Annotated in this window: 32 protein-coding genes; 5 read left to right on the plus strand and 27 right to left on the minus strand. The window is 57.7% G+C overall.

Translation table 11 applies throughout. From position 1 onward, the window contains the following. Positions 1-57: 57 nt before the first annotated feature. The 3 genes from HWX89_RS19695 to HWX89_RS19705 all read right to left on the minus strand — a co-directional run bounded on the left by HWX89_RS19695 (position 58) and on the right by HWX89_RS19705 (position 4,476). Positions 58-879 (minus strand): sulfite exporter TauE/SafE family protein, encoded by an 822-nt coding sequence (locus HWX89_RS19695; protein ID WP_138790852.1) that lies wholly within the window; start codon positions 877-879, stop codon positions 58-60. Positions 880-1,138: 259 nt separating this feature from the next. After that, positions 1,139-2,380, minus strand: coding sequence for an extensin-like domain-containing protein (locus HWX89_RS19700; RefSeq protein ID WP_138790853.1), 1,242 nt, complete (start codon positions 2,378-2,380; stop codon positions 1,139-1,141). Positions 2,381-2,661: 281 nt separating this feature from the next. Then, positions 2,662-4,476: a methyl-accepting chemotaxis protein gene (locus tag HWX89_RS19705; protein ID WP_138790854.1), complete on the minus strand. Its 1,815-nt coding sequence runs from the start codon at positions 4,474-4,476 to the stop codon at positions 2,662-2,664. Between the two features lie 249 nt (positions 4,477-4,725). Here HWX89_RS19705 and HWX89_RS19710 point away from each other — a divergent pair, with 249 nt between their 5' ends. After that, a complete protein-coding gene (locus tag HWX89_RS19710) occupies positions 4,726-5,040 on the plus strand; it encodes a DUF1883 domain-containing protein (protein WP_138790855.1) in 315 nt (104 codons plus the stop codon). Positions 5,041-5,168: 128 nt separating this feature from the next. Here the strand turns inward: HWX89_RS19710 and HWX89_RS19715 are convergent, their stop codons facing one another. Next, positions 5,169-6,485 carry a replication-associated recombination protein A gene (locus tag HWX89_RS19715; protein ID WP_138790856.1) on the minus strand — a complete coding sequence of 439 codons (1,317 nt, stop codon included), beginning with the start codon at positions 6,483-6,485 and terminating at the stop codon, positions 5,169-5,171. Then, positions 6,482-7,888, minus strand: coding sequence for a DegQ family serine endoprotease (locus tag HWX89_RS19720; protein ID WP_138790857.1), 1,407 nt, complete (start codon positions 7,886-7,888; stop codon positions 6,482-6,484). Before HWX89_RS19720 ends, HWX89_RS19715 begins: the two co-directional genes overlap by 4 nt. Positions 7,889-8,048: 160 nt before the next feature. On the opposite strand from HWX89_RS19720, the gene HWX89_RS19725 reads away from it, so the two are divergent. After that, positions 8,049-8,402 carry a lysozyme inhibitor LprI family protein gene (locus HWX89_RS19725; RefSeq protein WP_138790858.1) on the plus strand — a complete coding sequence of 118 codons (354 nt, stop codon included), beginning with the start codon at positions 8,049-8,051 and terminating at the stop codon, positions 8,400-8,402. Position 8,403: 1 nt separating this feature from the next. Here HWX89_RS19725 and HWX89_RS19730 read toward each other — a convergent pair whose 3' ends face one another. Together HWX89_RS19730 and ilvD are read right to left on the minus strand one after the other, a co-directional pair. Next, entirely contained in the window at positions 8,404-9,405 is a 1,002-nt protein-coding gene (locus HWX89_RS19730) for a serine hydrolase domain-containing protein (protein WP_138791381.1), read from the minus strand. 233 nt (positions 9,406-9,638) lie between these two features. Then, the gene (gene ilvD, locus HWX89_RS19735; RefSeq protein WP_138790859.1) at positions 9,639-11,480 is read right to left on the minus strand and encodes a dihydroxy-acid dehydratase; all 1,842 of its coding nucleotides are present in this window, start codon (positions 11,478-11,480) and stop codon (positions 9,639-9,641) included. Between the two features lie 306 nt (positions 11,481-11,786). Here ilvD and msrP point away from each other — a divergent pair, with 306 nt between their 5' ends. Further along, positions 11,787-12,728, plus strand: a complete 942-nt coding sequence (msrP, locus tag HWX89_RS19740) for a protein-methionine-sulfoxide reductase catalytic subunit MsrP (RefSeq protein WP_138790860.1) — start codon at positions 11,787-11,789, stop codon at positions 12,726-12,728. 2 nt (positions 12,729-12,730) lie between these two features. Continuing rightward, positions 12,731-13,390: a protein-methionine-sulfoxide reductase heme-binding subunit MsrQ gene (msrQ, locus tag HWX89_RS19745; RefSeq protein WP_138790861.1), complete on the plus strand. Its 660-nt coding sequence runs from the start codon at positions 12,731-12,733 to the stop codon at positions 13,388-13,390. Here the strand turns inward: msrQ and HWX89_RS19750 are convergent. Continuing rightward, complete coding sequence (locus HWX89_RS19750; RefSeq protein ID WP_138790862.1) at positions 13,353-13,769, minus strand: ribosomal maturation YjgA family protein; 417 nt, start codon at positions 13,767-13,769, stop codon at positions 13,353-13,355. The genes msrQ and HWX89_RS19750 overlap by 38 nt on opposite strands. Before the next feature lie 66 nt (positions 13,770-13,835). Between HWX89_RS19750 and HWX89_RS19755 the strand changes: the two genes are divergently transcribed. Further along, positions 13,836-14,708 carry a DUF817 domain-containing protein gene (locus HWX89_RS19755; protein WP_138790863.1) on the plus strand — a complete coding sequence of 291 codons (873 nt, stop codon included), beginning with the start codon at positions 13,836-13,838 and terminating at the stop codon, positions 14,706-14,708. A gap of 182 nt (positions 14,709-14,890) precedes the next feature. Here HWX89_RS19755 and rplQ read toward each other — a convergent pair whose 3' ends face one another. The 19 genes from rplQ to rplP all read right to left on the minus strand — a co-directional run bounded on the left by rplQ (position 14,891) and on the right by rplP (position 25,402). Beyond that, positions 14,891-15,316 (minus strand): 50S ribosomal protein L17, encoded by a 426-nt coding sequence (gene rplQ / locus HWX89_RS19760; protein WP_004442575.1) that lies wholly within the window; start codon positions 15,314-15,316, stop codon positions 14,891-14,893. 118 nt (positions 15,317-15,434) lie between these two features. Further along, on the minus strand, positions 15,435-16,445 hold the full coding sequence (locus tag HWX89_RS19765; protein WP_003495228.1) for a DNA-directed RNA polymerase subunit alpha: 1,011 nt from the start codon (positions 16,443-16,445) through the stop codon (positions 15,435-15,437). Positions 16,446-16,638: 193 nt separating this feature from the next. Beyond that, positions 16,639-17,028, minus strand: a complete 390-nt coding sequence (rpsK, locus tag HWX89_RS19770; RefSeq protein ID WP_007766864.1) for a 30S ribosomal protein S11 — start codon at positions 17,026-17,028, stop codon at positions 16,639-16,641. A gap of 138 nt (positions 17,029-17,166) precedes the next feature. Beyond that, positions 17,167-17,535 (minus strand): 30S ribosomal protein S13, encoded by a 369-nt coding sequence (gene rpsM / locus HWX89_RS19775; protein ID WP_003516122.1) that lies wholly within the window; start codon positions 17,533-17,535, stop codon positions 17,167-17,169. 251 nt (positions 17,536-17,786) lie between these two features. Further along, on the minus strand, positions 17,787-18,377 hold the full coding sequence (locus HWX89_RS19780) for an adenylate kinase (protein ID WP_138790864.1): 591 nt from the start codon (positions 18,375-18,377) through the stop codon (positions 17,787-17,789). Continuing rightward, positions 18,374-19,714: a preprotein translocase subunit SecY gene (gene secY / locus HWX89_RS19785; RefSeq protein WP_138790865.1), complete on the minus strand. Its 1,341-nt coding sequence runs from the start codon at positions 19,712-19,714 to the stop codon at positions 18,374-18,376. Before secY ends, HWX89_RS19780 begins: the two co-directional genes overlap by 4 nt. Positions 19,715-19,947: 233 nt before the next feature. Continuing rightward, positions 19,948-20,427, minus strand: coding sequence for a 50S ribosomal protein L15 (gene rplO, locus HWX89_RS19790; protein ID WP_138790866.1), 480 nt, complete (start codon positions 20,425-20,427; stop codon positions 19,948-19,950). A 16-nt stretch (positions 20,428-20,443) separates the two neighbouring features. Then, positions 20,444-20,650 carry a 50S ribosomal protein L30 gene (gene rpmD, locus HWX89_RS19795; protein ID WP_003495212.1) on the minus strand — a complete coding sequence of 69 codons (207 nt, stop codon included), beginning with the start codon at positions 20,648-20,650 and terminating at the stop codon, positions 20,444-20,446. 11 nt (positions 20,651-20,661) lie between these two features. Next, the gene (gene rpsE, locus HWX89_RS19800; protein ID WP_138790867.1) at positions 20,662-21,231 is read right to left on the minus strand and encodes a 30S ribosomal protein S5; all 570 of its coding nucleotides are present in this window, start codon (positions 21,229-21,231) and stop codon (positions 20,662-20,664) included. A gap of 120 nt (positions 21,232-21,351) precedes the next feature. Next, complete coding sequence (gene rplR / locus HWX89_RS19805; RefSeq protein ID WP_138790868.1) at positions 21,352-21,714, minus strand: 50S ribosomal protein L18; 363 nt, start codon at positions 21,712-21,714, stop codon at positions 21,352-21,354. Positions 21,715-21,726: 12 nt separating this feature from the next. Beyond that, positions 21,727-22,260, minus strand: coding sequence for a 50S ribosomal protein L6 (gene rplF / locus HWX89_RS19810; protein ID WP_138790869.1), 534 nt, complete (start codon positions 22,258-22,260; stop codon positions 21,727-21,729). A gap of 42 nt (positions 22,261-22,302) precedes the next feature. Further along, entirely contained in the window at positions 22,303-22,701 is a 399-nt protein-coding gene (gene rpsH, locus HWX89_RS19815; protein ID WP_138790870.1) for a 30S ribosomal protein S8, read from the minus strand. 12 nt (positions 22,702-22,713) lie between these two features. Next, positions 22,714-23,019, minus strand: coding sequence for a 30S ribosomal protein S14 (gene rpsN, locus HWX89_RS19820; RefSeq protein ID WP_138790871.1), 306 nt, complete (start codon positions 23,017-23,019; stop codon positions 22,714-22,716). A gap of 33 nt (positions 23,020-23,052) precedes the next feature. Then, positions 23,053-23,610, minus strand: coding sequence for a 50S ribosomal protein L5 (gene rplE, locus HWX89_RS19825; protein WP_138790872.1), 558 nt, complete (start codon positions 23,608-23,610; stop codon positions 23,053-23,055). Further along, positions 23,603-23,911 (minus strand): 50S ribosomal protein L24, encoded by a 309-nt coding sequence (rplX, locus tag HWX89_RS19830; RefSeq protein WP_138790873.1) that lies wholly within the window; start codon positions 23,909-23,911, stop codon positions 23,603-23,605. The genes rplE and rplX overlap by 8 nt, the downstream gene beginning before the upstream one ends. 12 nt (positions 23,912-23,923) lie before the next feature. Beyond that, entirely contained in the window at positions 23,924-24,292 is a 369-nt protein-coding gene (gene rplN / locus HWX89_RS19835) for a 50S ribosomal protein L14 (RefSeq protein ID WP_003495199.1), read from the minus strand. Positions 24,293-24,526: 234 nt separating this feature from the next. Then, positions 24,527-24,763: a 30S ribosomal protein S17 gene (rpsQ, locus tag HWX89_RS19840; RefSeq protein ID WP_045017083.1), complete on the minus strand. Its 237-nt coding sequence runs from the start codon at positions 24,761-24,763 to the stop codon at positions 24,527-24,529. Between the two features lie 12 nt (positions 24,764-24,775). Beyond that, complete coding sequence (gene rpmC / locus HWX89_RS19845; protein WP_138790874.1) at positions 24,776-24,976, minus strand: 50S ribosomal protein L29; 201 nt, start codon at positions 24,974-24,976, stop codon at positions 24,776-24,778. A gap of 12 nt (positions 24,977-24,988) precedes the next feature. After that, positions 24,989-25,402, minus strand: coding sequence for a 50S ribosomal protein L16 (gene rplP, locus HWX89_RS19850; RefSeq protein ID WP_003495190.1), 414 nt, complete (start codon positions 25,400-25,402; stop codon positions 24,989-24,991). Between the last annotated feature and the right edge of the window lie 8 nt (positions 25,403-25,410).

Consider the following 25,410-nt stretch of genomic DNA (forward strand, 5'->3'; position numbering starts at 1 on the left):
GCCCGCACAAACGCCAGCCCGCGACCGCCAAACACTGTATTCCGTCAGCGCGGAAAATCAGCCGTAAACGCTGTAAAAGAACTGCGCGGACACAAAGACCAGAAACAGGCCGAAGGCGCGTTCGAGTTGTTGTTTGCTGAGCGCATGTGCCAGCCGGGCACCGTATGGCGCAACAATCAGCGTAATCGGGATCAGCAGGATGACGGCAATCCAGTTGATGAAGCCTGTCGAGAATGGCGGCAGGCCGGCATCTCCCCACCCCGCCCAGATATAACCGGCAAGCCCCGGCAACGAGATCAGCACGCCGACACCGGATGAGGTGGCAACTGCCTGATGGATGGTGCGGCCGTAAAGGGTCATGAAGGTGTTGTTCATCACGCCGCCGCCGACGCCCATCAGTCCGGAAAACAGGCCGATACCCGTGCCGACCAGAAAGCGGGTCGGATTGGCAGGCAGATCGGAGCCCAGATGCCAGCTCGCGCGATTGAAGATCATGCGAAATGCCAATGCCAGCGCGATGAAAGCGAAGATCAGCCGCAGGGCGATGCTTGAGGCATAAGCCGCAACGACCGATGCGAGGATGGTACCGAGCGGCACCGCGACAATCCAGCCTTTGAGCAGACCGATGTCGACAGCGCCCTTTTGCCGATGCGTCAGGAAAGAGCGAATGGAGGTCGGCACGATAATGGCAAGCGAAGTCCCAAGCGAGAGATGCATTCGCACCGCTTCCGGAACCTCCAGAAGTCCGAAGACATGGTAGAAGACCGGAACGAGAACTGCGCCGCCGCCAATGCCGAACAGCCCGGCAAGCAGGCCCGCGATGACTCCGGCACCGGCGAGTGCGGCGGCAAACATCGCTATTTCAGAAATAGGCGGCATGGAACAGGCTCCCCAGTCTGTCACGAACGTGTGATGGTGATACTGTATGAGAGAGGTGAGGCAAGCCACATTATCGGCCTGCCGGTACGACGACTACGCATTTGTGACACGGCTTCGAAACGGTCGCCGCCTTCTTCGAAGTCTGCAGTTCTTTCGTATTGTTTTTAGTCTGCATTCGGGACAGCACCCACCCCGCGTCGCTGTCCCATTTTAACCGGCCTTCGGGCCGGTTTTTCTTTTCCGTAATCGTCTGCTGATCTTAATCACAGTGGCGATAGCCGGATTTGCGGGTTCGCAGATCGAAATGGAAGTGGTTCCAGTGGTTCGGATCGCTGCCCGGCCCGAGAACCGTCGAGAAATATTTGCAGCTATCCGTGCGAACCGCCTTCAATAGCGCCTTCTCGCGGAAGGCGAAGAAGTTCTTCTTGCGGACATCGATCTCCTTGCCGTTCTTCAACGTGATCGTGCCGATATCGATGGCGTTGCCACGGGCATGTTCAGACCAGGGATTGCTGGAGCGAGAATTCATCTTGCGGCAGGAATAGCCGCCCATTGGGGTAATCCGCTCAACGCCAGAGAGATAGCGGAAGCGCGACGATGGCACGAGCTCGAACTTCACCCATTTTGCGAAGGCAAGCGTCACCTGGCAATTGAGTTTGACCGCCGGACGGATTGCAACGCCGCTGGAAAGACCGCTGAGCTCGATCGGATAGTCAATCCCGCAGGTCGGGCCATCGGCAATACGCGCAACATCCCGGAAGGCAACGCCGAGACGGCGAAGTTCGGCCCGGCAGGCAACCTCGGAAGACGGCATCATGCCGGGAGGCATGGAGGGACGGCTGCCTTGTGACGACCCGCCGCGTACCGGATCGTTTGGCATCACCATCGCCACCTCCTCGACCGGCTGGCGGGAGCCGCCGGACGGCGGTGGCGGGATCAGGCGTGATTGGGCAGCAGGCTGTGACTGACGTACCGGAGAAACCTGCATCGGGCTATCCGTGCCGATCCCATCGACAACCGGCTGAGATGACACGCCTTCGGCAATGTCGGCATCCTGCTCTTCGGCAAGCCCGCGCACCGGTTCCACGCCCAGCATGGAATCCATGTTCACACCGCCCTCGCCTTCGGCGATCTGATTGGAAGCGGGTTGGCGTGCCATCGCCTGACTTGAGACATTCTGGCCTGTCGCGGCCATGCGCGCCTGATGCTGGCTATCGAGTGTCGAATAGCTGCCCTGCGGCGCCTGCAGCAATGGATCGTGGGATGTGTAGGGTTCCGGCATCGGCTGCGAAACGGCGGAATAGTCGGCCATCTGCCCAGCCTGGTTTACCGCGCCGGGAGGCGCGCTGTAGGCGGGTTGCCGTGGTGAGCCAATGGCGCTGACGCGGGTGGTACCATCGACCTCTGCCGGCGGGACAAGCCCCTCCGCAGAGCACGACACCATCACCGTCGAAATCATCAGCAACGTCACCAGACGACGCGGAAGGGAAGCATACGCCATACTCGAACCTGTACCTTCAGCGGCTTCTAGAGCGCCGTGCATTCGTTTGAACGCACGCGGGAACGCCCTAAAATTTGAACCTGCGTATCGTTCATGTCGAAAATCGGTTTCGACCTTCGCCTCGACGCGCAGAGCGGCAATTCAGGTAAAATTTTAGTAAAACGAGGTAAACGAAGTCTTATCCTTCGCTAAGAACCCGGTCGAAATCCGTTAACCGGTTGTTCCAAATGAAAAAGGCGCTGCCGAAACAGCGCCTCTTGAGGTCCTCTGAACAACAGGCGTCACGCCGCGCGTGAAATCGTGCGGCCCGCCTGCTGCCCAAGTTCGAAACGCGACAACAGCGCATGCAACTGTCGGCTTTCTTCGGCAAGCGTCTGGCTGGCTGCGGTCGTTTCCTCCACCATGGCTGCGTTCTGCTGCGTCATCTGGTCCATATGGTTCACGGAGGTGTTGATCTCGTGCAAACCCGTCGCCTGCTCGCGCGCGGCGGTGGCAATGGAATTGACGTGGCCGTCAACACGATTGACGAGGCCAACGATCTCGTCCAGCGCATCGCCCGTCGAGCGGACAAGACGGACACCGCTACCGACCTCTTCTGCCGAACTGGTGATCAGCGATTTGATCTCCTTGGCCGCATTGGCCGACCGCTGCGCCAGTTCGCGAACCTCCTGCGCGACGACAGCAAAGCCACGGCCGGCCTCTCCGGCGCGTGCAGCCTCGACGCCGGCGTTAAGCGCGAGAAGGTTGGTCTGGAAGGCGATCTCGTCGATCACCGAAATGATCTGACTGATCCGCTTCGACGAATCTTCGATCCGCCCCATCGCTGCAACCGCATCGCGAACGATCTCACCGGAACGGCCAGCGCTGGTTTTCGTATCGCCAACCATCTGCCGCGCTTCGTTGGCGCGCTCGGAGGCGGTGCGTACCGTCGCCGTGATCTCATCCAGTGCAGCAGCCGTTTCTTCAAGAGCAGCCGCCTGCTGCTCGGTCCGACGCGAAAGATTGCCTGTCGCTTCACTGATATCGGAAGCACTGTCGTTGACGACGTGGCTTGTCTTGCTGATTGCCTCGATGACCTGGTGGAGCGCTCCGACGGCGCGGTTGAAATCGGTGCGCAGCTTTTCATAGTCCGCACCGATATCGGAGATTTCCACGGTCAGGTCGCCATTGGCAAGGTTTTCAAGCGCGTTGCCAAGCTGGCTCATCGCATGATCCTGACGCTCCGATGCCGAACGCAACGTCATTTCGTTGCCACGACGCGCCTCCTCCAAAGCGCGCTGCTGTTCGGCCTCGCGCCGCTGCAGGGCGCTGCGCTCATTGACGGAGTTGCGCAGGACAAGAAGCGTCTTGGCCATGGCACCGATCTCGTTGCTGCGATCAGCAAACGGTACATCGGCCTCACCATCTCCATCGGCAATGCGGCTCATGCTGTGCTTGATCCGCTCGATCGGCTTGACGACACCGCGGATCGTCGCAGTTGCAGCAGCAATGACCAGAAGACCTCCGACAAGGCAGATGGCCGCGTTGAGATAAGCGTCCCTCCAGAAAACCGCCTTCAGGTCGTCAACATAGACACCGGTACCGACAATCCAGCCCCAGGGAGCGAACCCGGCAACGTGCGAGAATTTCTCGACGGGCTCAGGCGCGCCGGGCTTCGGCCAGTAATAGTCGACAAAGCCCTGCCCGCTGGCCTTGACCGTGTTGACGAACTCAACGAACAGCGCCTTGCCGTTCGGGTCCTTGTTTCCGGAAAGATCGGTTCCGTTCATTTCCGGTTTGATGGGATGCATCACCATTTTCGGATGCATGTCGTTAATCCAGAAATAGCCGCTGCCATTTCCATATCGCATCGCTGCAATCGTGGCCTTGGCCTGCTGCTGCGCTGCTTCCCTAGAAAGACTTCCGCTTTGCTCCATGCGATAATATTGGTCAAGAATAGCGATGGCCGTGTGGTTCATCGATTCCAACCCTGCTTTACGTTCCCGCTCCATTCCCCGGTAACTTTCCAACAGGCTGAACGTAAGAGCAGTCGCCAATATCACCAGAAACAACGCGACAAGCGCATAAAGGCGCATAGATATCTTGGTGTTCTTCATAAGTTCGACCGCCTATAGTTGCAATTTAGCCAGCCAACTCTAAAGTCAAAAAATTGATTATTATTAAATACAGTTATTAGACCTTAGTATTGTATTCCAAATACACGGATTGATGGTCCGACACGCAACTAAACGTCCGGAAGCTGTACAGAATTTTGGAACCAGAACGGTTTCGTTCCATTTTTAAAGACAGCATTAACGTTGAAGCTTTTATTCTGTTCTTGAATTTGCAGCATTGAGAGGCGAGCCATGGCGAAGCCGAATTTCCGTTTCACCCACTACGATCTGAAAGAATTGCGCGCTGGTACGATCATCGAAATCTCGTTGACGGCCATCAACAATGTGCGCCTGATGACGGGTGCGAATTTTCAGCGTTTCACCGAACTGCTGGATTTCAAATATCTCGGTGGTGTCGCCAAGAAATCGCCAATCCGCATCACCATACCTGAAACGATGCATTGGCACCTGGTGATCGATGCCGAGGGGCACAGCGGCCTGGCGGAATCCTCCGTGAAGATGTTGCCGGCCCAGGCGGCAGCCATGCCGCAGCGCAAGGCGTCCTGACGGCCTGCCTGACGGCTGACGCCTGAGGAACAAACCACGCATCTGAAAAAGAATCTGAAAACAGCAAGATACGGGCATTTACGGAATCATTCTGCAAAGCAGGTGATTCATTTTATGAGGAACGGCGCTTAACGCTGTCCTCTTTCTCGCCGCAGCTTCGCCCACCAGTCCAGCCGCTTGCGAATGTCACGTTCGAAACCCCGGTCCGGCGGATCATAAAAGGTGGTCCGCCCCATCTTTTCGGGGAAGTAATCCTGGCCGGAAAACGCATCGGGCTCATCGTGATCGTAACGATAGCCGTCTCCGTAGCCTTCACCCTTCATCAGCTTGGTCGGCGCATTCAGAATATGCTTGGGCGGCACCAGCGATCCGTTCTCCTTGGCTGCCCGCATTGCCGATTTGAAGGCTGTGTAGACAGCATTCGACTTCGGTGCGGTCGCCAGATAAATGCAGGCCTGCGCCAGCGCCAGTTCGCCTTCAGGAGACCCCAGATAATCGTAGGCATCTTTGGCCGCATTGCAGATCACCAGCGCCTGCGGATCGGCGAGACCGATATCCTCAACCGCCATCCGCACGAGCCGGCGGCCGATGTAAAGCGGGTCCTCCCCGGCATCGAACATACGGCAGAGATAATAAAGCGAGGCATCGGGGTCTGAGCCGCGCACGGACTTATGCAGCGCCGAGATCAGATTGTAATGGCCATCCTGGCTCTTGTCGTAAACCGGAGCACGGCGCTGTACGATACGCGTCAATCCCTCGGTGTCGAAAACTTCATCCTTGCGGGCGGCACGCCAGACTTCCTCAGCCAGCGTCAACACCGCACGGCCATCGCCATCCGCCATGCGGATGAGACTGGCGCGCGCATCGTCGCTCAGTGGCAAGGGCCTTGCCTCAGCCTGCTCCGCGCGCTTCAACAACTCGGCAAGGCTGTCCTCATCGTGCGAGTGGAAGGTCAGTACCCGCGCCCGCGACAAGAGAGCCGCGTTGAGTTCGAAGGATGGGTTCTCGGTGGTGGCGCCGACAAGAATGATGGTGCCATCCTCCATGACCGGAAGAAAGCTATCCTGCTGCGCACGGTTGAAACGATGGATCTCGTCAACGAACAGCAGAGTCTGACGGCCATTCATGCGCCGCGTACGGGCCGATTCAAAGACTTTCTTGAGGTCTGCGACACCGGAGAAGATTGCCGATATCTGTTCGAAAGCGAGGCCCGCTTCACCGGAGAGCAGCCGGGCAACGGTTGTTTTTCCCGTTCCCGGCGGACCCCAGAAGATCATCGAGCCAAGCGACCCGCTGTCAATCATGCGGCGCAATGCGCCCTCTTCGCCCGTCAGATGCGATTGGCCGGTGACTTCAGCCAAGGTCTTCGGACGCAGGCGGTCGGCAAGAGGTCGCCTGTTGGCAACCTCTGTCGGAACCTGCGGCGCGAAGAGGTCATCGCTCATCGAAGGAACTGCCGGATGCGTTGACCGTCGCGCATGATTTCCACTCGCCAGAAACCGGGATTGTCATCCAGCACCTTCTCGACGGCCGCTGTCGAAGAGACATCCTCTCCGTTCAGCGACAGCAGAATGTCCTTCGGCTGGAAACCGACGCGGTACGCCGGTGAGCCGCGTTTGACGTCGACAATGACAACACCGTTCACCTGCGAGGGCATGCGCAGCTCATCCGCCAGTTTCGGCGAAAGGTTTGCGACAGTGGCGCCGGCAAAGGGATTGCGACCTTCAATCAGGCGCTCGTCGCGCGGTGCCGTTTCAGGCGCGGAATCGAGCGCAATGGTGACCTTTCGGGCCTGCCCCTTGTCCATGACCGTCAACTCGGCAGATTTGCCGATACCCGCCGTCGTCAGGCGGTAGCCCAGCGCGTCTGGATGCTCTACCTCAATACCGTTGACGGCCGTGATGACCTGTCCCGGCTCGACGCCAGCCTTCTCGGCAGGACCGCCCTTCACGACGCTGACAACCAGCGCACCTCTGGCACGGTCAAGGCCAAGCGCCTCTGCGACATCGGATGTGACGGGATCGAAGGTCGCACCGATATAGGGACGCTGGAAGCTGGCATCACCCTTTTCCGCAGCGGCAATGAACACCCGAACCAGATTGGCCGGAATGGCAAACCCGATACCGTTGGAACCGCCACCTTTGGAGAAGATCGCCGTGTTGATGCCGATCAGCTCACCGTTCATGTTCATCAACGCGCCACCCGAGTTGCCCGGATTGATGGAGGCATCGGTCTGGATAAAGAAACCGAAATCGCCCTGAACCACCTGATTGCGCGCCAGCGCCGAAACGATACCGCTGGTCACCGTCTGGCCGACACCAAACGGGTTACCGATGGCAAGCACGAGATCGCCGACTTCGACCGCATCCGAATTGCCGAGCGGCAACATTGGGAATTGTTCCTTGGCGTCGATCTGCAGCACGGCAAGGTCAAGCCGGTCGTCTTTCAGCAGAACCTTGGACGCAAACTCCCGACCATCGGCAAGGGCCACCTTGATATCGTCGGCGCCGTCGATCACGTGGTTGTTCGTCACCACAAGACCACCGGCCGTAAGAATAACGCCGGAACCGAGCGACGATTGTTTTTCCGTGCGGTTCGGCAATTGCTGGCCGAAGAACTGCTCAAAGAACGGATCGCCAGCGAACGGCGAAAGTCGGCGCTGGACGGCACGCTCGGCATAGACGTTGACCACGGCTCCGGCAGTGCGCTTGACGAGCGGCGCGAAGGACAACTGCATTTCCGTGTGACTGGTCGGTACAGTCTTGTTGTCTTGTGCACCCGCCGCGCCTGGCAGGAAAAGAAGGGCAGCGACAAGGCCGCTGGACAGACATTTCAACATGCTCGGCATGTGATTCCTCATCTTCATCAGTATGATAAAGTTATAACCAGCCAGCCTATAAATGAAAGCACGGCAAGATGATGGCTGGCGCTTTCAAGAATGGGCGGATGGAACAAACCGCGGCCTTCCGGCTTTTCAAACCCTGACAATATTCAGGGATACAGACAGCATGACGTTCAAAACCGGTTTCTTTGCCCTTTCCATCGCAGCGGTAACGATCATCACCGCCGCACCAGCCCACGCCGCCAGTTTCGACTGTGAAAAGCAGGATCTGGCGGCCGACGAAAAGGCGATCTGCGACAATCGTGTCCTTAACGATCTCGACGTCAAGATGGTAACGACCTTCGATATTCTCACGCAGCTTATGGCGATGGGCGCGCGCGACACGCTGCGGGACGAACAAAGCCAGTGGCTGAAGAGACGCCAGGAGTGCGGTGCGGACGCCACCTGCCTGACCGGCGCCTATCACGAGCGGATGAAGAAACTCAACGAAGCCTTTGAAAGCATTTCCCGCCCCCTGTAACTCAGGCTGCGCGGATGATCTCCCCCATCAGCCCATGCAACTGGTCGCGGTAACCGGTTCTGGCGGAGGGGGCATCCTCACGCGACGTCATCACCACCGAAAGCTTTTTAGCGGGCACGATGTAAAGCATCTGCCCGCCATAACCCCAGGCATAATAGACCTGTTCTCCTGCCATCTCCTTGATGAACCAGCAGTAACCGTAACCGTCGCCATTGAACACGGAATTGGTCCGTTGCTGCCATGACTGGTCGATCCAGGCCTGCGGCAGCAATCGCTCACCATCAGGCGTTACGCCGCCGCGCCGATAAAGCTCGCCAAAGGCCAGCAGCGACCGCGCCGTCATGGCCATCTGGTTGCCACCGAGATAGATACCCTGCGGATCGCGCTCCCACGCCCCGATCGAAAAACCTTTCAATGGACGAAACCACTCGCGTGCCAAGGCCAATGTCGAGCGGCCCGACGCCTTGGTGAGAATGGCCGAAAGCAGGTGGGTGGAACCGGTCGAGTAAAGCATGCCACCGCCCGGCTCGCCCGCGAAACCGGAGCCCAGGGCCGTCCGCACCCAATCCCGGCTGGACACCCATCGACCGTAATTCGGCCCTGACATGCGCTCCAGGCCGGACTGCATGGAAAGCAGATTGCCAATGGTAACCCTTTCCAGCCTGGGATCGGGATTGGTTGGAAAACTGCTCCGCAACACCGTTGCAATCGGCTGCTCCACGCCATCGAGAACCTTTTTGTCGATCGCCATGCCAACCAGAGCAGAGACGATGGATTTCGACGCGGACTTGATGTTGGTGGAGCCGTTGAGCGCCGCACCGTGATAGGCGCGGCTCGCGGTCTCGTTTCCATCAACGCTAACGATCACAGTCTTGAGGCTGGAAAGCGCATCCGCATTCCTCAAGGCAGGCTCGAAACGATCATTTCCCCCACCTGTCTGGGCGCGGGCGATGGAAGCAAAGGGCAAGGTGCCGAGAATGGCGAGCGCTGTTCGTCTTTTCATAATGGCAAGATAGGAACGGGTTGAATTCGGAAAAGGCATGTTCGGCGCACATCACTCCAACGTGACCGGTAGAATTCTTCTGGTTTCGAATGCTTATTGAATATGTTCAAAGACTTAGATCAATTTTCGGAATCACATCCCCAAAGACTTGAATCGCTTTCTGAAGCTGCAGTCTTCAACAAAAAAGCCGCCCCTGAGGGCGGCTTTCGTATTGGCTTCAAGCGAACGCTCTATCACTCGGCGTCAGGCAGAATGCGAACGGCACCCTTGTCAGCGCTGGCAGCAAAGGCAGCATAGGCCTTGAGCGCCGTGGTGACGTTACGCTTGCGCGGTGCGGCCGGCTTCCAGCCAAGCTGGTCCTGCTCGGCGCGGCGCGACGCGAGTTCTGCATCCGCGACCTTGAGGTTGATCGTACGGTTGGGGATATCGATTTCAATCGTATCACCCTGGCGCACGAGACCGATGGCACCGCCCTGCCCGGCTTCTGGCGAAGCGTGACCAATGGACAGACCAGAGGTACCGCCCGAGAAGCGACCGTCAGTGATGAGCGCGCAGGCTTTGCCGAGGCCCTTGGACTTGAGGTAGCTGGTCGGATAGAGCATTTCCTGCATGCCCGGGCCGCCCTTTGGTCCTTCATAGCGAATGACCACGACGTCACCTGCCTTGACCTCGTTGCCGAGAATGCCCTTCACGGCCGCATCCTGGCTTTCATAGACAACCGCCGGGCCGGTGAACTTCAGGATCGACTCGTCCACACCGGCAGTCTTCACGATGCAGCCATCAAGCGCGATGTTGCCGTAAAGCACGGCCAGACCGCCGTCCTTGGAGAAAGGCTTTTCGACAGAGCGGATAACGCCGTTTTCGCTGTCTGTGTCGAGATCATCCCAACGCGACGACTGGCTGAAGGCAACCTGCGTCGGAACGCCGCCCGGAGCCGCCTTGAAGAACTGGCGCACGGTTTCGCTGTTGGTACGGGTAATATCCCAACGATCGATGGCGTCGCCAAGCGTCGCTTCATGCACGGTGTAGGTATCGCGGTTGATAAGACCGCCGCGATCCAGTTCGCCGAGAATACGCATGATACCGCCGGCACGGTGAACGTCTTCCATGTGCACGTCCTGCTTGGCGGGCGCGACCTTGGAGAGGCAAGGCACCTTGCGCGACAGGCGGTCGATGTCTTCCATGCCGAAATCGACGCCGCCTTCGTAAGCAGCCGCGAGAATATGCAGAACCGTGTTCGTGGAACCGCCCATGGCGATATCGAGCGACATGGCGTTTTCGAACGCGGCCTTCGAGGCGATGGTGCGTGGCAGAACAGTTTCGTCGTCCTGCTCGTAATAACGGCGTGCCAGATCAACAATCAGATGACCGGCTTCAACGAACAGACGCTTGCGATCCGAGTGAGTGGCGAGCGTCGAGCCATTACCGGGCAAAGACAGGCCCAGTGCCTCGGTCAGACAGTTCATCGAGTTGGCCGTGAACATACCAGAGCATGAACCGCAGGTCGGGCAAGCGGAACGCTCGATGACCTGAACGTCTTCGTCGGAAACCTTGTCATCGGCAGCAGCAACCATGGCATCGACCAGATCGAGCGCGACCGTTTTGCCGTGAAGCACGACCTTGCCCGCTTCCATCGGACCGCCGGATACGAAGACCGCCGGGATGTTGAGGCGCATAGCGGCATTCAGCATGCCGGGGGTGATCTTGTCGCAGTTGGAAATGCAGACCATCGCGTCGGCGCAATGGGCGTTGACCATGTATTCAACGGAATCCGCGATGATTTCGCGTGAAGGCAGCGAATAGAGCATGCCATCGTGACCCATGGCGATACCGTCATCAACCGCGATCGTGTTGAATTCCTTGGCGACACCACCAGCGGCTTCGATTTCGCGCGCCACGAGCTGACCAAGATCCTTCAGGTGAACGTGGCCCGGCACGAACTGCGTGAACGAATTGACCACCGCAATGATCGGCTTGCCGAAATCGCCGTCCTTCATGCCTGTCGCGCGCCAAAGGCCGCGGGCGCCGGCCATGTTGCGGCCGTGAGTTGTCGTTCTGGAGCGATAAACTGGCATGGTGTTTTCCTCGATCTGTTGGCGAAGGGACAACGCCGCTCGGCGCGGCACCTTCCCTTCCCGTTTTGCCGTTTTTCTAGCGCAAACCACAGGCCCTGTCACTGTCACCTTCCGGCAAAACAGTACGGTTCGGTACGGTACGCACTGAGATCATCACGCAATTTCGACGGATCACATCACAAATCCGCGATTTTTACGGTCTTCATACAGTTTTTATAACACGTCTTGAAACATCTCTGTGCAACAGCCGTATTCATTATCATAATCGATTTGTCGCCGTTACGCCCGGCTTTTGTGGAGGTTCACATGCCCGCCTATCGTCCCCCTCGCATCGCAGCCAGCGAGATCACGCCCAAGGGCATCTATCTCTCGCGGCGTTCCTTTCTGGGGACTGCGGCCGGGCTGGCAGCTATCGGGTTGGCCGGCCGCGACGCAATCGCAGCCCCACTTGCCGCGAAACCCGGCGCCTACAAACTCGACGAGAAGCTGACGCCCCTCGACGCCGTGACGAGCTACAACAATTTTTATGAATTCGGCGTCGGAAAATCAGATCCGAAGGAATATTCAGGCGACTTCAAACCGACCCCCTGGACGGTAAAGGTCGACGGCCTCGTCGGTAAACCACAGGAGTTTGGGATCGAAGATCTCCTGAAGTATCAACTCGAAGAACGCACCTACCGCATGCGCTGCGTTGAAGGCTGGTCTATGGCGATCCCGTGGATCGGATTTCCGCTTGCGACACTTCTCGACAAGGTCGAACCGTTGGGCAGCGCCAAATATGTGGCTTTCGAAACCATTGTCAGGCCCGACGAAATGCCTGGACAACGCGGTCTCTTCCAGCCGCTGAAATGGCCTTATGTCGAGGGTCTGCGGCTTGATGAAGCCCGTCATCCGCTGACCATTCTGGCGCTCGGTCTTTATGGTGAAACCCTGCCGAACCAGAACGGCGCGCCGGTCCGGCTCGTTGTTCCCTGGAAGTACGGGTTCAAGGGCATCAAGTCCATCGTGCGCATCTCTCTGGTCGAACAGCAGCCGGAAACGACCTGGAAGAACTCCAACGCGCGGGAATACGGTTTCTATTCGAACGTCAATCCGAACGTCGATCATCCCCGCTGGAGCCAGGCGACGGAACAGCGCATTGGTGAAGGTGGCTTCTTTGGCGTGGAGAACCGCCCGACCCTGATGTTCAATGGATATGAAGAGGTCGCAAACCTCTACACCGGCCTGGACCTCAAAGCGAATTACTGACCATGGCTTTTGCTCTTACCCTTCCCTCCCTGCCGAAGCGCTATCAGCCGGCGGCGATCTGGGCACTTTACATTGTCGGTCTGGCACCGGGCGTATGGTATTTCTACCTCGCGGCGACGGGTGGCCTGGGGTTCAATCCTGTGAAGGATTTTGAACACCTTCTCGGCATCTGGGCACTGCGCTTTCTCTGTCTGGGATTGATGGTCACGCCGATGCGCGACCTTTTTAACATCAACCTCATCGCCTACAGGCGCGCGCTGGGTCTTATTGCCTTTTATTACGTGCTGGCACATTTCACCGTCTATCTGGTGCTCGATCGCGGCCTGGTCCTCAGCTCGATCGCCGGCGACATCCTGAAGCGACCCTACATCATGCTCGGCATGGCAGGTCTTCTGATGCTCATCCCGCTGGCACTGACATCAAACCGCTGGTCGATCCGCACCCTCGGCGGCCGCTGGAACACCCTGCACAAACTCGCCTATCCGATCCTGCTGGCGGGCGTTCTGCACTTCGTGCTAGCGCGAAAGTCAATGACGCTGGAACCGGTCTTTTACATCAGCATCATGGTCATCCTGCTGGGCTACCGGCTGGTGCGGCCGACGCTCATGGCACGCAGGCGGGCCGCTAAAAGCGCGGCGACAGCCAGAACCGTCTCGCGATAAACGCCGCCAGTAAGATGCCAACGAGATAACACGCGATATTCCACAACGAAAAAACGCGGCCGAGCAGCAAAGCGCCGGACGTTGTTGCTCGAAACGCATCAAGCGCCGGGAAATGGACGAGCCTTATAAGTTCGACCAGTATCGCCACTACACACGCCAATGGCGCAGCCAGCGATCGCCTCTCCGACCCCATGAGCATTGCCACCAGAAAATAGACCATCGATCCCCAGAGGATCGAGCCTCCATACTTCACGACAATGAACGACAATCCGATGGTATAGCCGTAGCGACGCAGCGCCAGCCCGGCAAAAATCACCAGGACAGTGGCGAACAGGAACCCCACACGGGTGCCATAAAATCGGTGTGAATCGGCGTTCATAAATATCTCTTTACGACCGGTTGCCGTAGACAGGCAACATTGACGCGCATTGAGGATCAACGGGTTTTGACGAGCGATACCACCTACCCCACAAGCCGCCTCGCCCTGATCGACAGGTTTCTCTGCGATATCAAGCCCTGGGGCGAGTTGCACGGTTTGAAGCGCTTCGCGGTCGAATTTCTGTACTTCGGCATCAAGGAGGCCCGTGCCTGCATGTTTGCCGGACTGTTTTTCCTGTCGATCTTCCTTGTTCCGCGCACTGGTCTCTTCGGACTGCCGCGTTATGACGTACTGCTCGTTATCGCGCTCGCCATCCAGTTTTTCATGATCTGGAGCAAGCTGGAGACGCTCGACGAAGCCAAGGCGATCCTCCTGTTCCACATCGTTGGTTTTGCCCTGGAGGTGTTCAAGACGTCCGGCACCATCCAATCATGGTCCTATCCGGACTTCGCCTATACCAAGGTTTTTGGCGTGCCGCTGTTTTCCGGTTTCATGTATGCGGCGGTCGGCAGTTACATCATTCAGGCGTGGCGGCTGCTCGATGTCCGCATCCGCCACCATCCACCGCACTGGATGGCAACGCTGATCGGCGTTGCGATTTACGCCAACTTCTTCACACATCACTTTATCGGCGACTATCGCTGGTATATTGCCGCCTGCGCCATCGGCCTCTACGCCCGCGCTACAGTCATCTACCGCCCCTATGACCGCGACCGCAAAATGCCTTTGCTGCTGTCATTCGTGCTCATCGGCTTTTTTGTCTGGCTCGCGGAAAACATCTCCACCTTCTTCGGGATCTGGAAGTACCCCGATCAGATTGGCGCCTGGTCCATCGTCCATATCGGCAAGTGGAGTTCCTGGTCACTGCTGGTCATCATGACCTTCACGATCGTGGCCCATCTCAAACATATCAAGAGCCGCATTTACGTTCCCGAATGACATGAACCGTCCTGGCGAAGATGAACCTGAAGGAGGGCTGTCGTTCCGTTTCGACGCGGCCTCCTTCAGCACCTGTCGATCCACGCAACCGGTCCCCTCACCCGGATAACGCCAAACACAAAAAAAGCCGGGTGATCGCTCACCCGGCTTTTTATCGAATGACACCGCAAGGGTGTCAGAACTTACGCAGCTTCGGCAGCAGCAGCTTCAGCAGCAACGCGAGCCTTGTCGGCTGCGCCCTTGGCGTCGACGTCACGCTCAACGAATTCAACAACTGCCAGAGCAGCGTTGTCGCCCTGGCGGAAGCCAGCCTTCATGATACGCAGGTAGCCGCCGTTGCGGTTTGCGTAACGAGCTGCGATCGCGTCGAACAGCTTGCGAACAGCGTCCTGATCCTTGATCTGCGAGATCGCCTGACGACGAGCGTGCAGGTCGCCGCGCTTCCCGAGGGTCACGAGCTTCTCAACGATCGGACGAATTTCCTTCGCCTTCGGAAGCGTGGTTACGATCTGCTCATGGGTGATGAGCGAAGCAGCCATGTTGGCAAACATTGCCTTGCGGTGGCTGGCGGTTCTATTGAGCTTGCGGCCTGAATTTCCGTGGCGCATTGCTATTCTCCTTTAATGCAGGGTTCCCTTTGGGATCTGCCGTTTCCTGGCACATGCAGGTGACTTACCTGCTGTTTGACGGGGAAAGGCAGTCTTTACGGTCCTGCCTTGTCTTTTGTTAGTACTGGTCTTCGTAACGCTTCGCGAGATCTTCGATGTTCTCTGGCGGCCATGCCGGCACTTCCATGCCGAGGTGCAGCCCCATGGAAGCGAGAACTTCCTTGATTTCGTTGAGCGACTTGCGACCGAAGTTCGGAGTGCGAAGCATTTCGGCCTCGGTCTTCTGAATCAGGTCGCCGATGTAGACGATGTTGTCATTCTTCAGGCAGTTAGCCGAACGAACAGACAGTTCGAGCTCGTCGACCTTCTTGAGAAGCGCCGGGTTGAACGCGAGTTCGGTAACCGATTCTTCTTCTGCTTCCTTCTGCGGCTCGTCGAAGTTGACGAAGACGCCCAGCTGGTCCTGAAGGATACGAGCGGCGAAGGCTACGGCGTCTTCGCCGGAAACCGAACCGTTGGTCTCGATCGTCATGATCAGCTTGTCGTAGTCAAGAACTTGGCCTTCACGGGTGTTTTCCACCTTGTAGGACACTTTCTTGACCGGAGAATAGAGGCTGTCCACCGGAATGAGGCCGATAGGGGCATCTTCCGCGCGGTTGCGCTCTGCCGGCACGTAGCCCTTGCCGTTGTTGACGGTGAATTCCATGCGGATTTCAGCGCCATCGTCCAGCGTGCAGATTACGTGGTCGGGATTGAGGATTTCGATGTCGCCAACCGTCTGGATATCGCCAGCGGTAACAGCACCAGGACCCTGCTTACGCACGACCATGCGCTTGGAATCGTCGCCATCCATCTTGATAGCGATTTCCTTGATGTTGAGCACGATGTCCGTCACATCTTCCCGTACACCGGGAATAGAGGAGAACTCGTGCAGAACACCGTCGATCTGCACGGCGGTTACAGCAGCGCCGCGCAGGGAGGACAACAGAACGCGACGAAGCGCGTTGCCGAGCGTCAGGCCGAAACCACGCTCCAGCGGCTCAGCAACGAGCGTTGCCTTCGTGCGGCTGGACGAGGTGAACTCGACCTTGTTCGGCTTGATAAGTTCCTGCCAGTTCTTCTGAATCATCTTTAAACCTTCCGTTCGCCGCCACCATCCAATCGTGACGGACCGAGCATGAAAACATCGAGAGGAACCTATGCCGGTTCATCGATGGGTTCTTAAGCGCAAGTCCGCCGATCGAAATCAGCGCGCACACGCCAGATACACGAAAATTCCGCCAGACCTGAAGGAAAGGCGGAATTTCCGAACCACGGTAGCGTCAGACGCGGCGCTTCTTGCGCGGACGGCAACCGTTGTGCGGGATCGGCGTCACGTCGCGAATGGAAGTAATCATGAAACCGGCAGCCTGCAGAGCGCGAAGCGCAGATTCACGACCCGAACCCGGACCGCAAACTTCAACTTCAAGCGACTTCATGCCGTGTTCCTGAGCCTTCTTCGCGCAATCTTCAGCAGCGATCTGGGCAGCGAACGGGGTCGACTTACGCGAACCCTTGAAGCCCTTGGCACCAGCAGACGACCAGGCAATAGCGTTGCCCTGCGCGTCGGTGATTGTGATCATCGTGTTGTTGAAGGTCGAGTTGACGTGCGCAACGCCAGACGTGATGTTTTTGCGTTCGCGACGACGGACGCGTGTGGCTTCCTTGGCCATGGTATACCTTTCGTTGATCTCTTCACCGCCGTAACACCAGCGGCTACACCGGCAATCCGCCCGAAAACGGGCTTTTCGCCAAACTCAGAAAGGCTGGCGCGGACTGCACCAGCCTCCCCTTTCCGGAAAACCGGAAAATTACTTCTTCTTACCAGCGATCGCCTTCGCCGGACCCTTGCGGGTGCGGGCGTTGGTGTGCGTGCGCTGACCGCGGACCGGCAAGCCACGACGGTGACGCAGACCACGGTAGCAACCGAGGTCCATCAGACGCTTGATGTTCATCGAGGTCTCGCGACGCAGGTCACCTTCGACCTGGTAGTCACGGTCGATGGCTTCACGGATCTGAAGAACTTCAGCATCCGTAAGCTGATGAACGCGCTTGTCAGCCGGAAGGCCAACCTTGTCCATGATTTCCTGCGCGAATTTCGGACCAATCCCGTGAATGTAGGTCAGCGCAATAACAACGCGCTTCGCAGTCGGGATATTGACGCCAGCGATACGTGCCACGTCTGTTCTCCTTGGTTCCAGTTGCCATCCGGCAAGTGGTGATTCCATTTGAGCGGCACGAAAGACCGCCAGTTCAAAATTGGTGTCCGCGACAAGTCAAAACGACCGTACCCGGATATCCCGTCCCTTCGGGAAATCCGCGCCAGTCGCTTGGGTTGTCGCGAGTTGGCGCGGTGTTTAACGGAATCAGCGCAAAAAAGCAACCAGCTCCGCCAAGATTCTTTTTTCGATCCAGAGGATCGACCAGCCTGTCAGGCCGATGCTTTCTCGAGGGCACCCTCGATCGCGCGGGTCACGGCATCAACATCAGCCATGCCATCGAGCGTGACGAGCTGACCTTGCTCACTATAGTACTGAGACAGCGGCGCTGTCTTCTCGCGATATTCGGTCAACCGCTTGCGGAAAGATTCCGGATTGTCATCCGAACGGACAGTGCCGCCGGCTGCAATGGTCTCCGCCACACGGTTTTCGATTCGGCGAATCAACGCCTCCTCATCAACCTTCAATTCGATAACCGCATCGAGAACGAGGTTGTTGTCGCGCATGTTGTCCGCCAGCGCCTTGGCCTGCGGGACCGTGCGCGGATAGCCGTCGAGAATAAATCCCTTCGTACAGTCCGCGCCCACGATGCGCTCAGAAACGATTTGATTGACGATATCGTCAGAAACCAGCCCGCCCGCGTCCATGACGGCCTTGGCGCGTTTGCCGATCTCTGTGCCTGCGCTGACAGCAGCACGAAGCATGTCACCGGTAGAAAGCTGCGGAATCCCATACTTGTCGGTCAAGCGCTTTGCCTGGGTTCCTTTGCCCGCACCCGGCGGACCCAAAAATATCAGTCTCATCGTCCCCTCTTTCCTCCACGCAACTTCGATTTCTTGATCAACCCCTCATATTGCTGGGCGATCAGGTGTCCCTGAATCTGCGCAACGGTATCTAGCGTTACACTGACTACGATCAAAAGCGAAGTACCACCAAGGGCTAATGGAATACCCGTACGAGCGATAAGTGTCTCAGGAAGGATACACACGAAGACCAGATAAATCGCACCGATCAAGGTGATACGCGTCAGAACGTAATCGATGTACTCCGCGGTGCGTTCGCCAGGGCGAATACCGGGAATGAAGCCGCCATGCTTTTTCAGGTTATCGGCCGTATCCTTCGGATTGAAGACGATAGCCGTGTAGAAGAAGGCGAAGAAGGCGATCAGCAGGCCATAGAGCGCCATGAACAGCGGCTGGCCATGCTGAAGCGCGGCAATTATGGATGTCGCCCATGTCGGCAGGCTGGTGTTACCGGCAAAACCTGCGGCGGTAGCCGGCAGAAGCAGCAGAGACGACGCGAAGATCGCTGGAATGACGCCTGCGGTGTTGAGCTTCAGCGGCAGGTGCGACGTATCGCCCTGGAACATGCGGTTGCCGACCTGTCGTTTTGGATACTGGATCAACAAGCGGCGCTGCGCACGCTCGACAAAAACGATCAGGGCAATAACGAGAATCGCGACGACCACGACGAGCAGGATCAGCGTTGTGGACAACGCACCCGTACGACCGAGTTCGAGCGTACCGGCCAGAGCCGTCGGCAGACCGGCAGCAATACCGGCGAAGATGATCAGCGAAATACCGTTGCCGATACCACGCGAGGTGATCTGCTCACCGAGCCACATCAGGAACATCGTGCCGCCGAGCAGCGTGATGACCGTCGAGACACGGAAGAACCAGCCCGGATCGATCACGAGACCGTTGCCGCTTTCGAGACCAACGGCAATACCGTAAGCCTGAAGAGTACCGAGCAGAACCGTACCGTAACGGGTGTACTGGTTGATGATCTTGCGTCCGGCTTCGCCTTCCTTCTTCAACGCTTCGAGCGAGGGCACGACAGATGTCATGAGCTGCACGATGATCGAAGCGGAGATGTAAGGCATGATGCCGAGGGCGAAAATCGCCATACGCTCGACAGCGCCACCCGCAAACATGTTGAAAAGACCGAGAATACCGTTGGCCTGGCCGCGGAAGGCCTGTGCATAGGCTTCTGGGTTCAAACCCGGAAGCGGAATATGGGTGCCGAGACGGTAGACGAGAAGTGCGGCAAGTGTAAACCAGAGACGCTTTTTCAGATCCTCCGCCTTAGCGAAGGTCGAAAAATTCAGGTTCGAAGCCAGTTGTTCCGCTGCTGAAGCCATAAATTTCTCCGAAGGACCTCTGCCTACCGGCTACAACCGGCACATGCGGAAAGGTCTAAAAGATACTGGTCAAAAACCGGGCCTCGGACGAACGCGGCTTTCCGCCGCCATCATGCCTCACCCCGTTTTCGTGTGTCTATCCCCTCCCCTGCGGGAGATCAAGACCGTGAGGCTCTCATATAGGAGCGCAAACGCCCGGAGTGAAACACACCGGGCGCCTGAAAGTCGAAATATTATTCGGCAGCTTCTGCTGCAACAACGAGAAGCTTGATGGAACCGCCAGCCTTTTCGATCTTTTCGATCGCAGGCTTGGAAGCACCAGCAACTTCGAAGGCAACCTTTGCCTTCAGTTCGCCGTCAGCGAGAATGCGAACGCCGTCCTTCGGACGACGGATAACGCCAGCGGCCTTGAGAGCGGCTGCGTCAATCGTCGCGGAAGCGTCGAGCTTCTTGGCGTCGATAGCCGTCTGGATACGACCGAGCGAAACAACAGCATATTCGGAACCGAAAATGTTGTTGAAGCCGCGCTTCGGCAGACGACGGTAGATAGGCATCTGACCGCCTTCGAAGCCGTTGATGGCAACGCCCGAACGAGCCTTCTGACCCTTTACACCGCGACCACCGGTCTTGCCCTTGCCAGAACCAATACCGCGACCTACGCGGATACGGTCCTTGGAGGAGCCTTCGTTGTCTCTGATTTCATTGAGTTTCATGATAGGTTACTCCGTCTCACTTCTCGTCAACGACGCGAACGAGATGCTGGACCGCACGGATCATGCCACGAACCGCCGGAGTATCTTCCAGGGTACGCTGACGGTGCATCTTGTTGAGACCCAGACCGACCAGCGTCTGACGCTGGATTGCCGGGCGGCGGATTGGGCTGCCGATCTGTTCGACCGTAACAGTCTTCTTGGCTTCAGTAGTCTTCTTGGCCATGATCCAGCTCCTTATTCTTCAGAAGCGTTGCCGGAAGCGGCACGACGAGCCTGCAGCGTTGCATACTTCAGACCGCGCTGTGCAGCGATGTCCTTAGGATGAACCTGGTGCTTCAGAGCGTCGAACGTAGCGCGAACCATGTTGTACGGGTTCGAAGAACCGGTCGACTTGGCAACAACGTCATGAACGCCGAGCGTTTCGAAAACTGCGCGCATCGGACCACCGGCGATGATACCGGTACCGGCCTTGGCGGAGCGAAGCAGAACCTTGCCAGCGCCGTGACGACCGTTAACGTCGTGATGCAGCGTACGGCCATCGCGCAGCGGTACGAAGATCAGATCGCGCTTTGCGCTTTCAGTTGCCTTGCGGATTGCTTCCGGAACTTCACGAGCCTTGCCGTGACCGAAACCAACGCGGCCCTTCTGGTCGCCAACGACGACGAGAGCAGCGAAACCGAAGCGACGGCCGCCCTTAACAACTTTTGCAACGCGGTTGATCGCGACCAGCTTGTCGACGAATTCGCTATCACGCTCTTCGCGGTTCTGGCGATCGTCGCGCGAACCTCTTTTATCCTGTGCCATTGTCCTTGTCCTTTTTCTTTTGCGGGTAGAACGGCAAACGAGAGAAGGACCACCGGTCTCATTGCTGAAACCTGCATGGTCCGGTGAAAATCCGCCCGGCAGAACCGGGCGGATAAAAGATTAGAAGCTCAGACCGCCTTCGCGGGCAGCTTCTGCCAGGGCCTTGACGCGGCCGTGGTAGATGAACGCGCCACGGTCGAATACAACCTCTTTGACGCCAGCCTTTGCCGCACGCTCTGCAACGAGCTTGCCGACAACCGCTGCTGCTGCAACGTCTGCACCGGTCTTCAGCGAACCGCGCAGATCAGCTTCGAGCGTGGAGGCAGACGCAAGCGTCTTGCCGGCAACGTCATCGATGACCTGAGCATAGATGTTCTTCGACGAGCGATGAACCGACAGGCGCGGGCGGCCATTGGCAACCGCCTTAAGCTGGCGGCGCACACGGCTCGCGCGACGTGCAAGTGCTTCTTTCCTGCTAGCCATTTCGCGTGATCCTTACTTCTTCTTGCCTTCTTTGCGGACAATACGCTCTTCAGCGTACTTGACGCCCTTGCCCTTGTAGGGCTCGGGGCCACGGTATTCGCGGATTTCCGCGGCAACCTGTCCGACCTGCTGCTTGTTGATACCGGAAATGATGATTTCCGTCGGCTTCGGCACGGCAATCGTGATGCCCTGCGGCGGCTCGTAAACAACGTCGTGGCTGAAGCCGAGTGCGAGCTGCAGGTTCTTGCCCTGCATCGCGGCACGGTAACCAACGCCGTTGATTTCGAGCTTGCGCTCGTAGCCATCCTTAACACCCTTGAAGATGTTCTCGATCATCGTGCGGGACATGCCCCACTTCGAACGAGCTTCCTTCGTGGTGTTTGCCGGCGTTACCGAAACGCCGTTATCTTCGAGCTTGAGCTGAATGTCGTCGTTTGCGACGAAAAACAGTTCACCCTTCGGGCCCTTTGCGGTGACCTTCTGGCCATCAACATTGGCCGTCACACCCGCGGGAACCGGAACGGGCTTTTTACCGATACGAGACATGTTTCAATCCTGTCTGTTCGCTATGGAGATCCTTGCGCGGTCTTAGAAGACCGAGCAAAGAACCTCGCCACCAACGTTCTGTTCGCGAGCCTGGTGATCGGCCATCACGCCCTTCGGAGTCGAAAGGATGGTGATGCCGAGGCCGTTCGCGACCTGCGGAATGGACTTAACCGAGACATAAACTCGGCGGCCCGGCTTGGAAACGCGGCCGATCTCACGGATCACGGACGCGCCTTCGTAGTACTTCAGTTCGATGTTGAATTCGGACTTGCCGTTTTCGAAATCGACCTTGGAATAACCGCGAATGTAGCCTTCAGACTGCAGCACATCGAGAACGCGTGCGCGGAGGCTGGAGGCAGGAGTGCTTACCGAAGACTTACGGCGAGCAGCACCATTGCGGATGCGGGTGAGCATATCACCCAAAGGATCAGTCATGGTCATGTGCCCGTCTCCTTACCAGCTCGACTTGACAACGCCAGGCACCTTGCCCGAGTTGCCCAGCTCACGAAGCGCAATACGCGACATCTTGAGCTTGCGATAGAACGCGCGCGGACGGCCCGTTACTTCGCAGCGGTTGCGGATACGCGTCTTCGAGCCGTCACGCGGCAGCGAAGCGAGCTTCAGGGTGGCCTGGAACCGCTCTTCGATCGGAAGGGACTGGTTCATGACAATAGCCTTGAGGGCGGCGCGCTTGCCGGCCTGGGAGGCAACTGTCTTGCGGCGGCGCTTGTTCTTTTCAACTGCGCTTGTTTTCGCCATATCGGAGTTCCTTTTCTACGCTCGTCGTTACGGTTAGTGACGGAACGGGAAGTTGAACTCTGTCAGAAGAGCCCGTGCTTCGTCGTCCGAAGTCGCCGTCGTGCAAACGATGATGTCCATGCCCCACATCTGATCAACCTTATCGTAGTTGATCTCAGGGAACACAATGTGCTCCTTGATGCCCATGGCGAAGTTGCCACGGCCGTCAAAGCTCTTCGGGTTCAAGCCCCGGAAGTCGCGAACGCGCGGCAGCGCGATGTTGACCAGACGATCAAGGAATTCGTACATGCGCGCGCCACGAAGGGTAACCTTCGCACCGATCGGCATGCCTTCGCGAACCTTGAAGCCCGCGATGGAGTTGCGAGCGCGGGTAACAACCGGCTTCTGACCAGCGATAGCGGCCAGATCAGCAGCAGCAACCGTAGGCTTCTTGGAGTCAGCAGTTGCTTCACCAACGCCCATGTTGATGACGATCTTGTCGATCTTCGGGATCATCATAACGTTAGCGTAGGAGAACTTCTCCTGCATGGCGCCACGGATACGCGAAACGTATTCCGCCTTGAGACGCGGTTCGTACTTGGTCTCAGCCATCGATGACTTCTCCCGAACGCTTGGCCACACGGACCTTCTTGCCTTCTACAACCTTGAAGCCAACGCGAGTCGGCTTGCCATCCTTATCGGCAATGGCAATGTTGGAGATGTGCAAGGATGCTTCCTTGTTGATGATGCCGGCTTCCTGGCTCTGGGTCTGGCGCTGGTGACGCTTCACCATGTTAACGCCACTCACGACAGCCCGGTCTTCCTTCGGCAAAACCTGGATTACTTCACCGGTGCGGCCCTTGTCCTTACCGGTCAATACGACAACCTTGTCGCCTTTACGAATTTTCTGCATCGCATTCGCTCCTTACAGTACTTCCGGAGCCAGCGAGATGATCTTCATGTGGTTCTTAGCGCGGAGTTCGCGCGGAACCGGTCCGAAGATACGCGTGCCGATCGGCTCTTTCTTGTTATCGATAAGAACTGCTGCGTTGTTATCGAAACGGATGACGCTGCCGTCAGCGCGGCGGATGTCCTTGGCGGTACGAACTACGACCGCCTTCATCACGTCGCCCTTCTTGACGCGGCCGCGCGGAATAGCTTCCTTGATGGAAACGACAATGATGTCGCCAACAGAAGCATACTTGCGCTTCGAGCCGCCCAGCACCTTGATGCACATGACACGACGTGCGCCGGAATTATCCGCCACGTCGAGGTTTGTTTGCATCTGAATCATGTCAGGTCGCCTTCTTGTTGTTACCGGAACGGTTGGGCAAACTCTTACGAGCAAGCCCCCTGTCCCAGCTTATGAATATCTGTTTGTTTGCGCGGAAAAGTCGTGACAGGGTGGTTTCCCGAAGGACCTTCCGTGCGCATCAAAGCAAAAGACGCCCGTGACACGAGCGTCCTTGCGGTGCTTCATACAGATTTTCGCGCCGAATACAAGTGAGTCGGCGCGATTCTGTTGAAATTAAGCGTGGGCAGATACAACCGTCCAGCGCTTGTCCTTGGAGATCGGTGCGCATTCCTCGATGGAAACGACATCGCCGACCTTGTACTGGTTGTTTTCGTCGTGCGCCTTGTACTTCTTCGAACGGCGAACGGTCTTCTGGAGCAGCGGGTGAGCGAAACGACGCTCAACCCGGACCACTACGGTCTTCTCGTTCTTGTCGGAAACGACGACGCCTTGCAGGATGCGTTTGGGCATATTGTTCTTCCCTTAGGCCTTGGCTTCTGCCGCCTTCTGGCGGGCAATGGTTTTGACGCGGGCGATGTCCTTACGGACTTCGTTGATGCGCGAGGACTTTTCCAGCTGGCCGGTTGCCTTCTGGAAGCGCAGGTTGAACTGCTCCTTCTTCAGGTCAGCGAGCTTGTCCTTGAGCTGATCGGCGCTGAGGCCGCGAACGTCTTCGGCTTTCATGTGCCTTGCTCCTTACTCTGCGATGCGCTGTACGAAGCGCGTCTTCACCGAGAGCTTGGCAGCGCCGAGACGAAGCGCCTCGCGGGCGATCTCCTCGGACACACCGTCGATCTCGAACATCATACGACCGGGCTTGACCTTGCATGCCCAGTAATCGACCGAACCCTTGCCCTTACCCATACGAACTTCGGTCGGCTTAGCCGTAACCGGAACGTCAGGGAACACACGGATCCAAACACGACCTGCGCGCTTCATGTAACGCGTGATCGCGCGGCGGGCCGCTTCGATCTCGCGTGCATTCACGCGGTTCGGTTCCTGCGACTTCAAGCCGAATTCACCGAATGCCAGGTCAAAGCCGCCCTTAGCGACGCCTTTGATGCGTCCCTTGAACTGCTTGCGGTACTTAGTACGCTTTGGCTGCAACATTTTCTTAC

This window comes from Rhizobium sp. RM (assembly GCF_013390595.1).
GTDB lineage: Bacteria > Pseudomonadota > Alphaproteobacteria > Rhizobiales > Rhizobiaceae > Agrobacterium.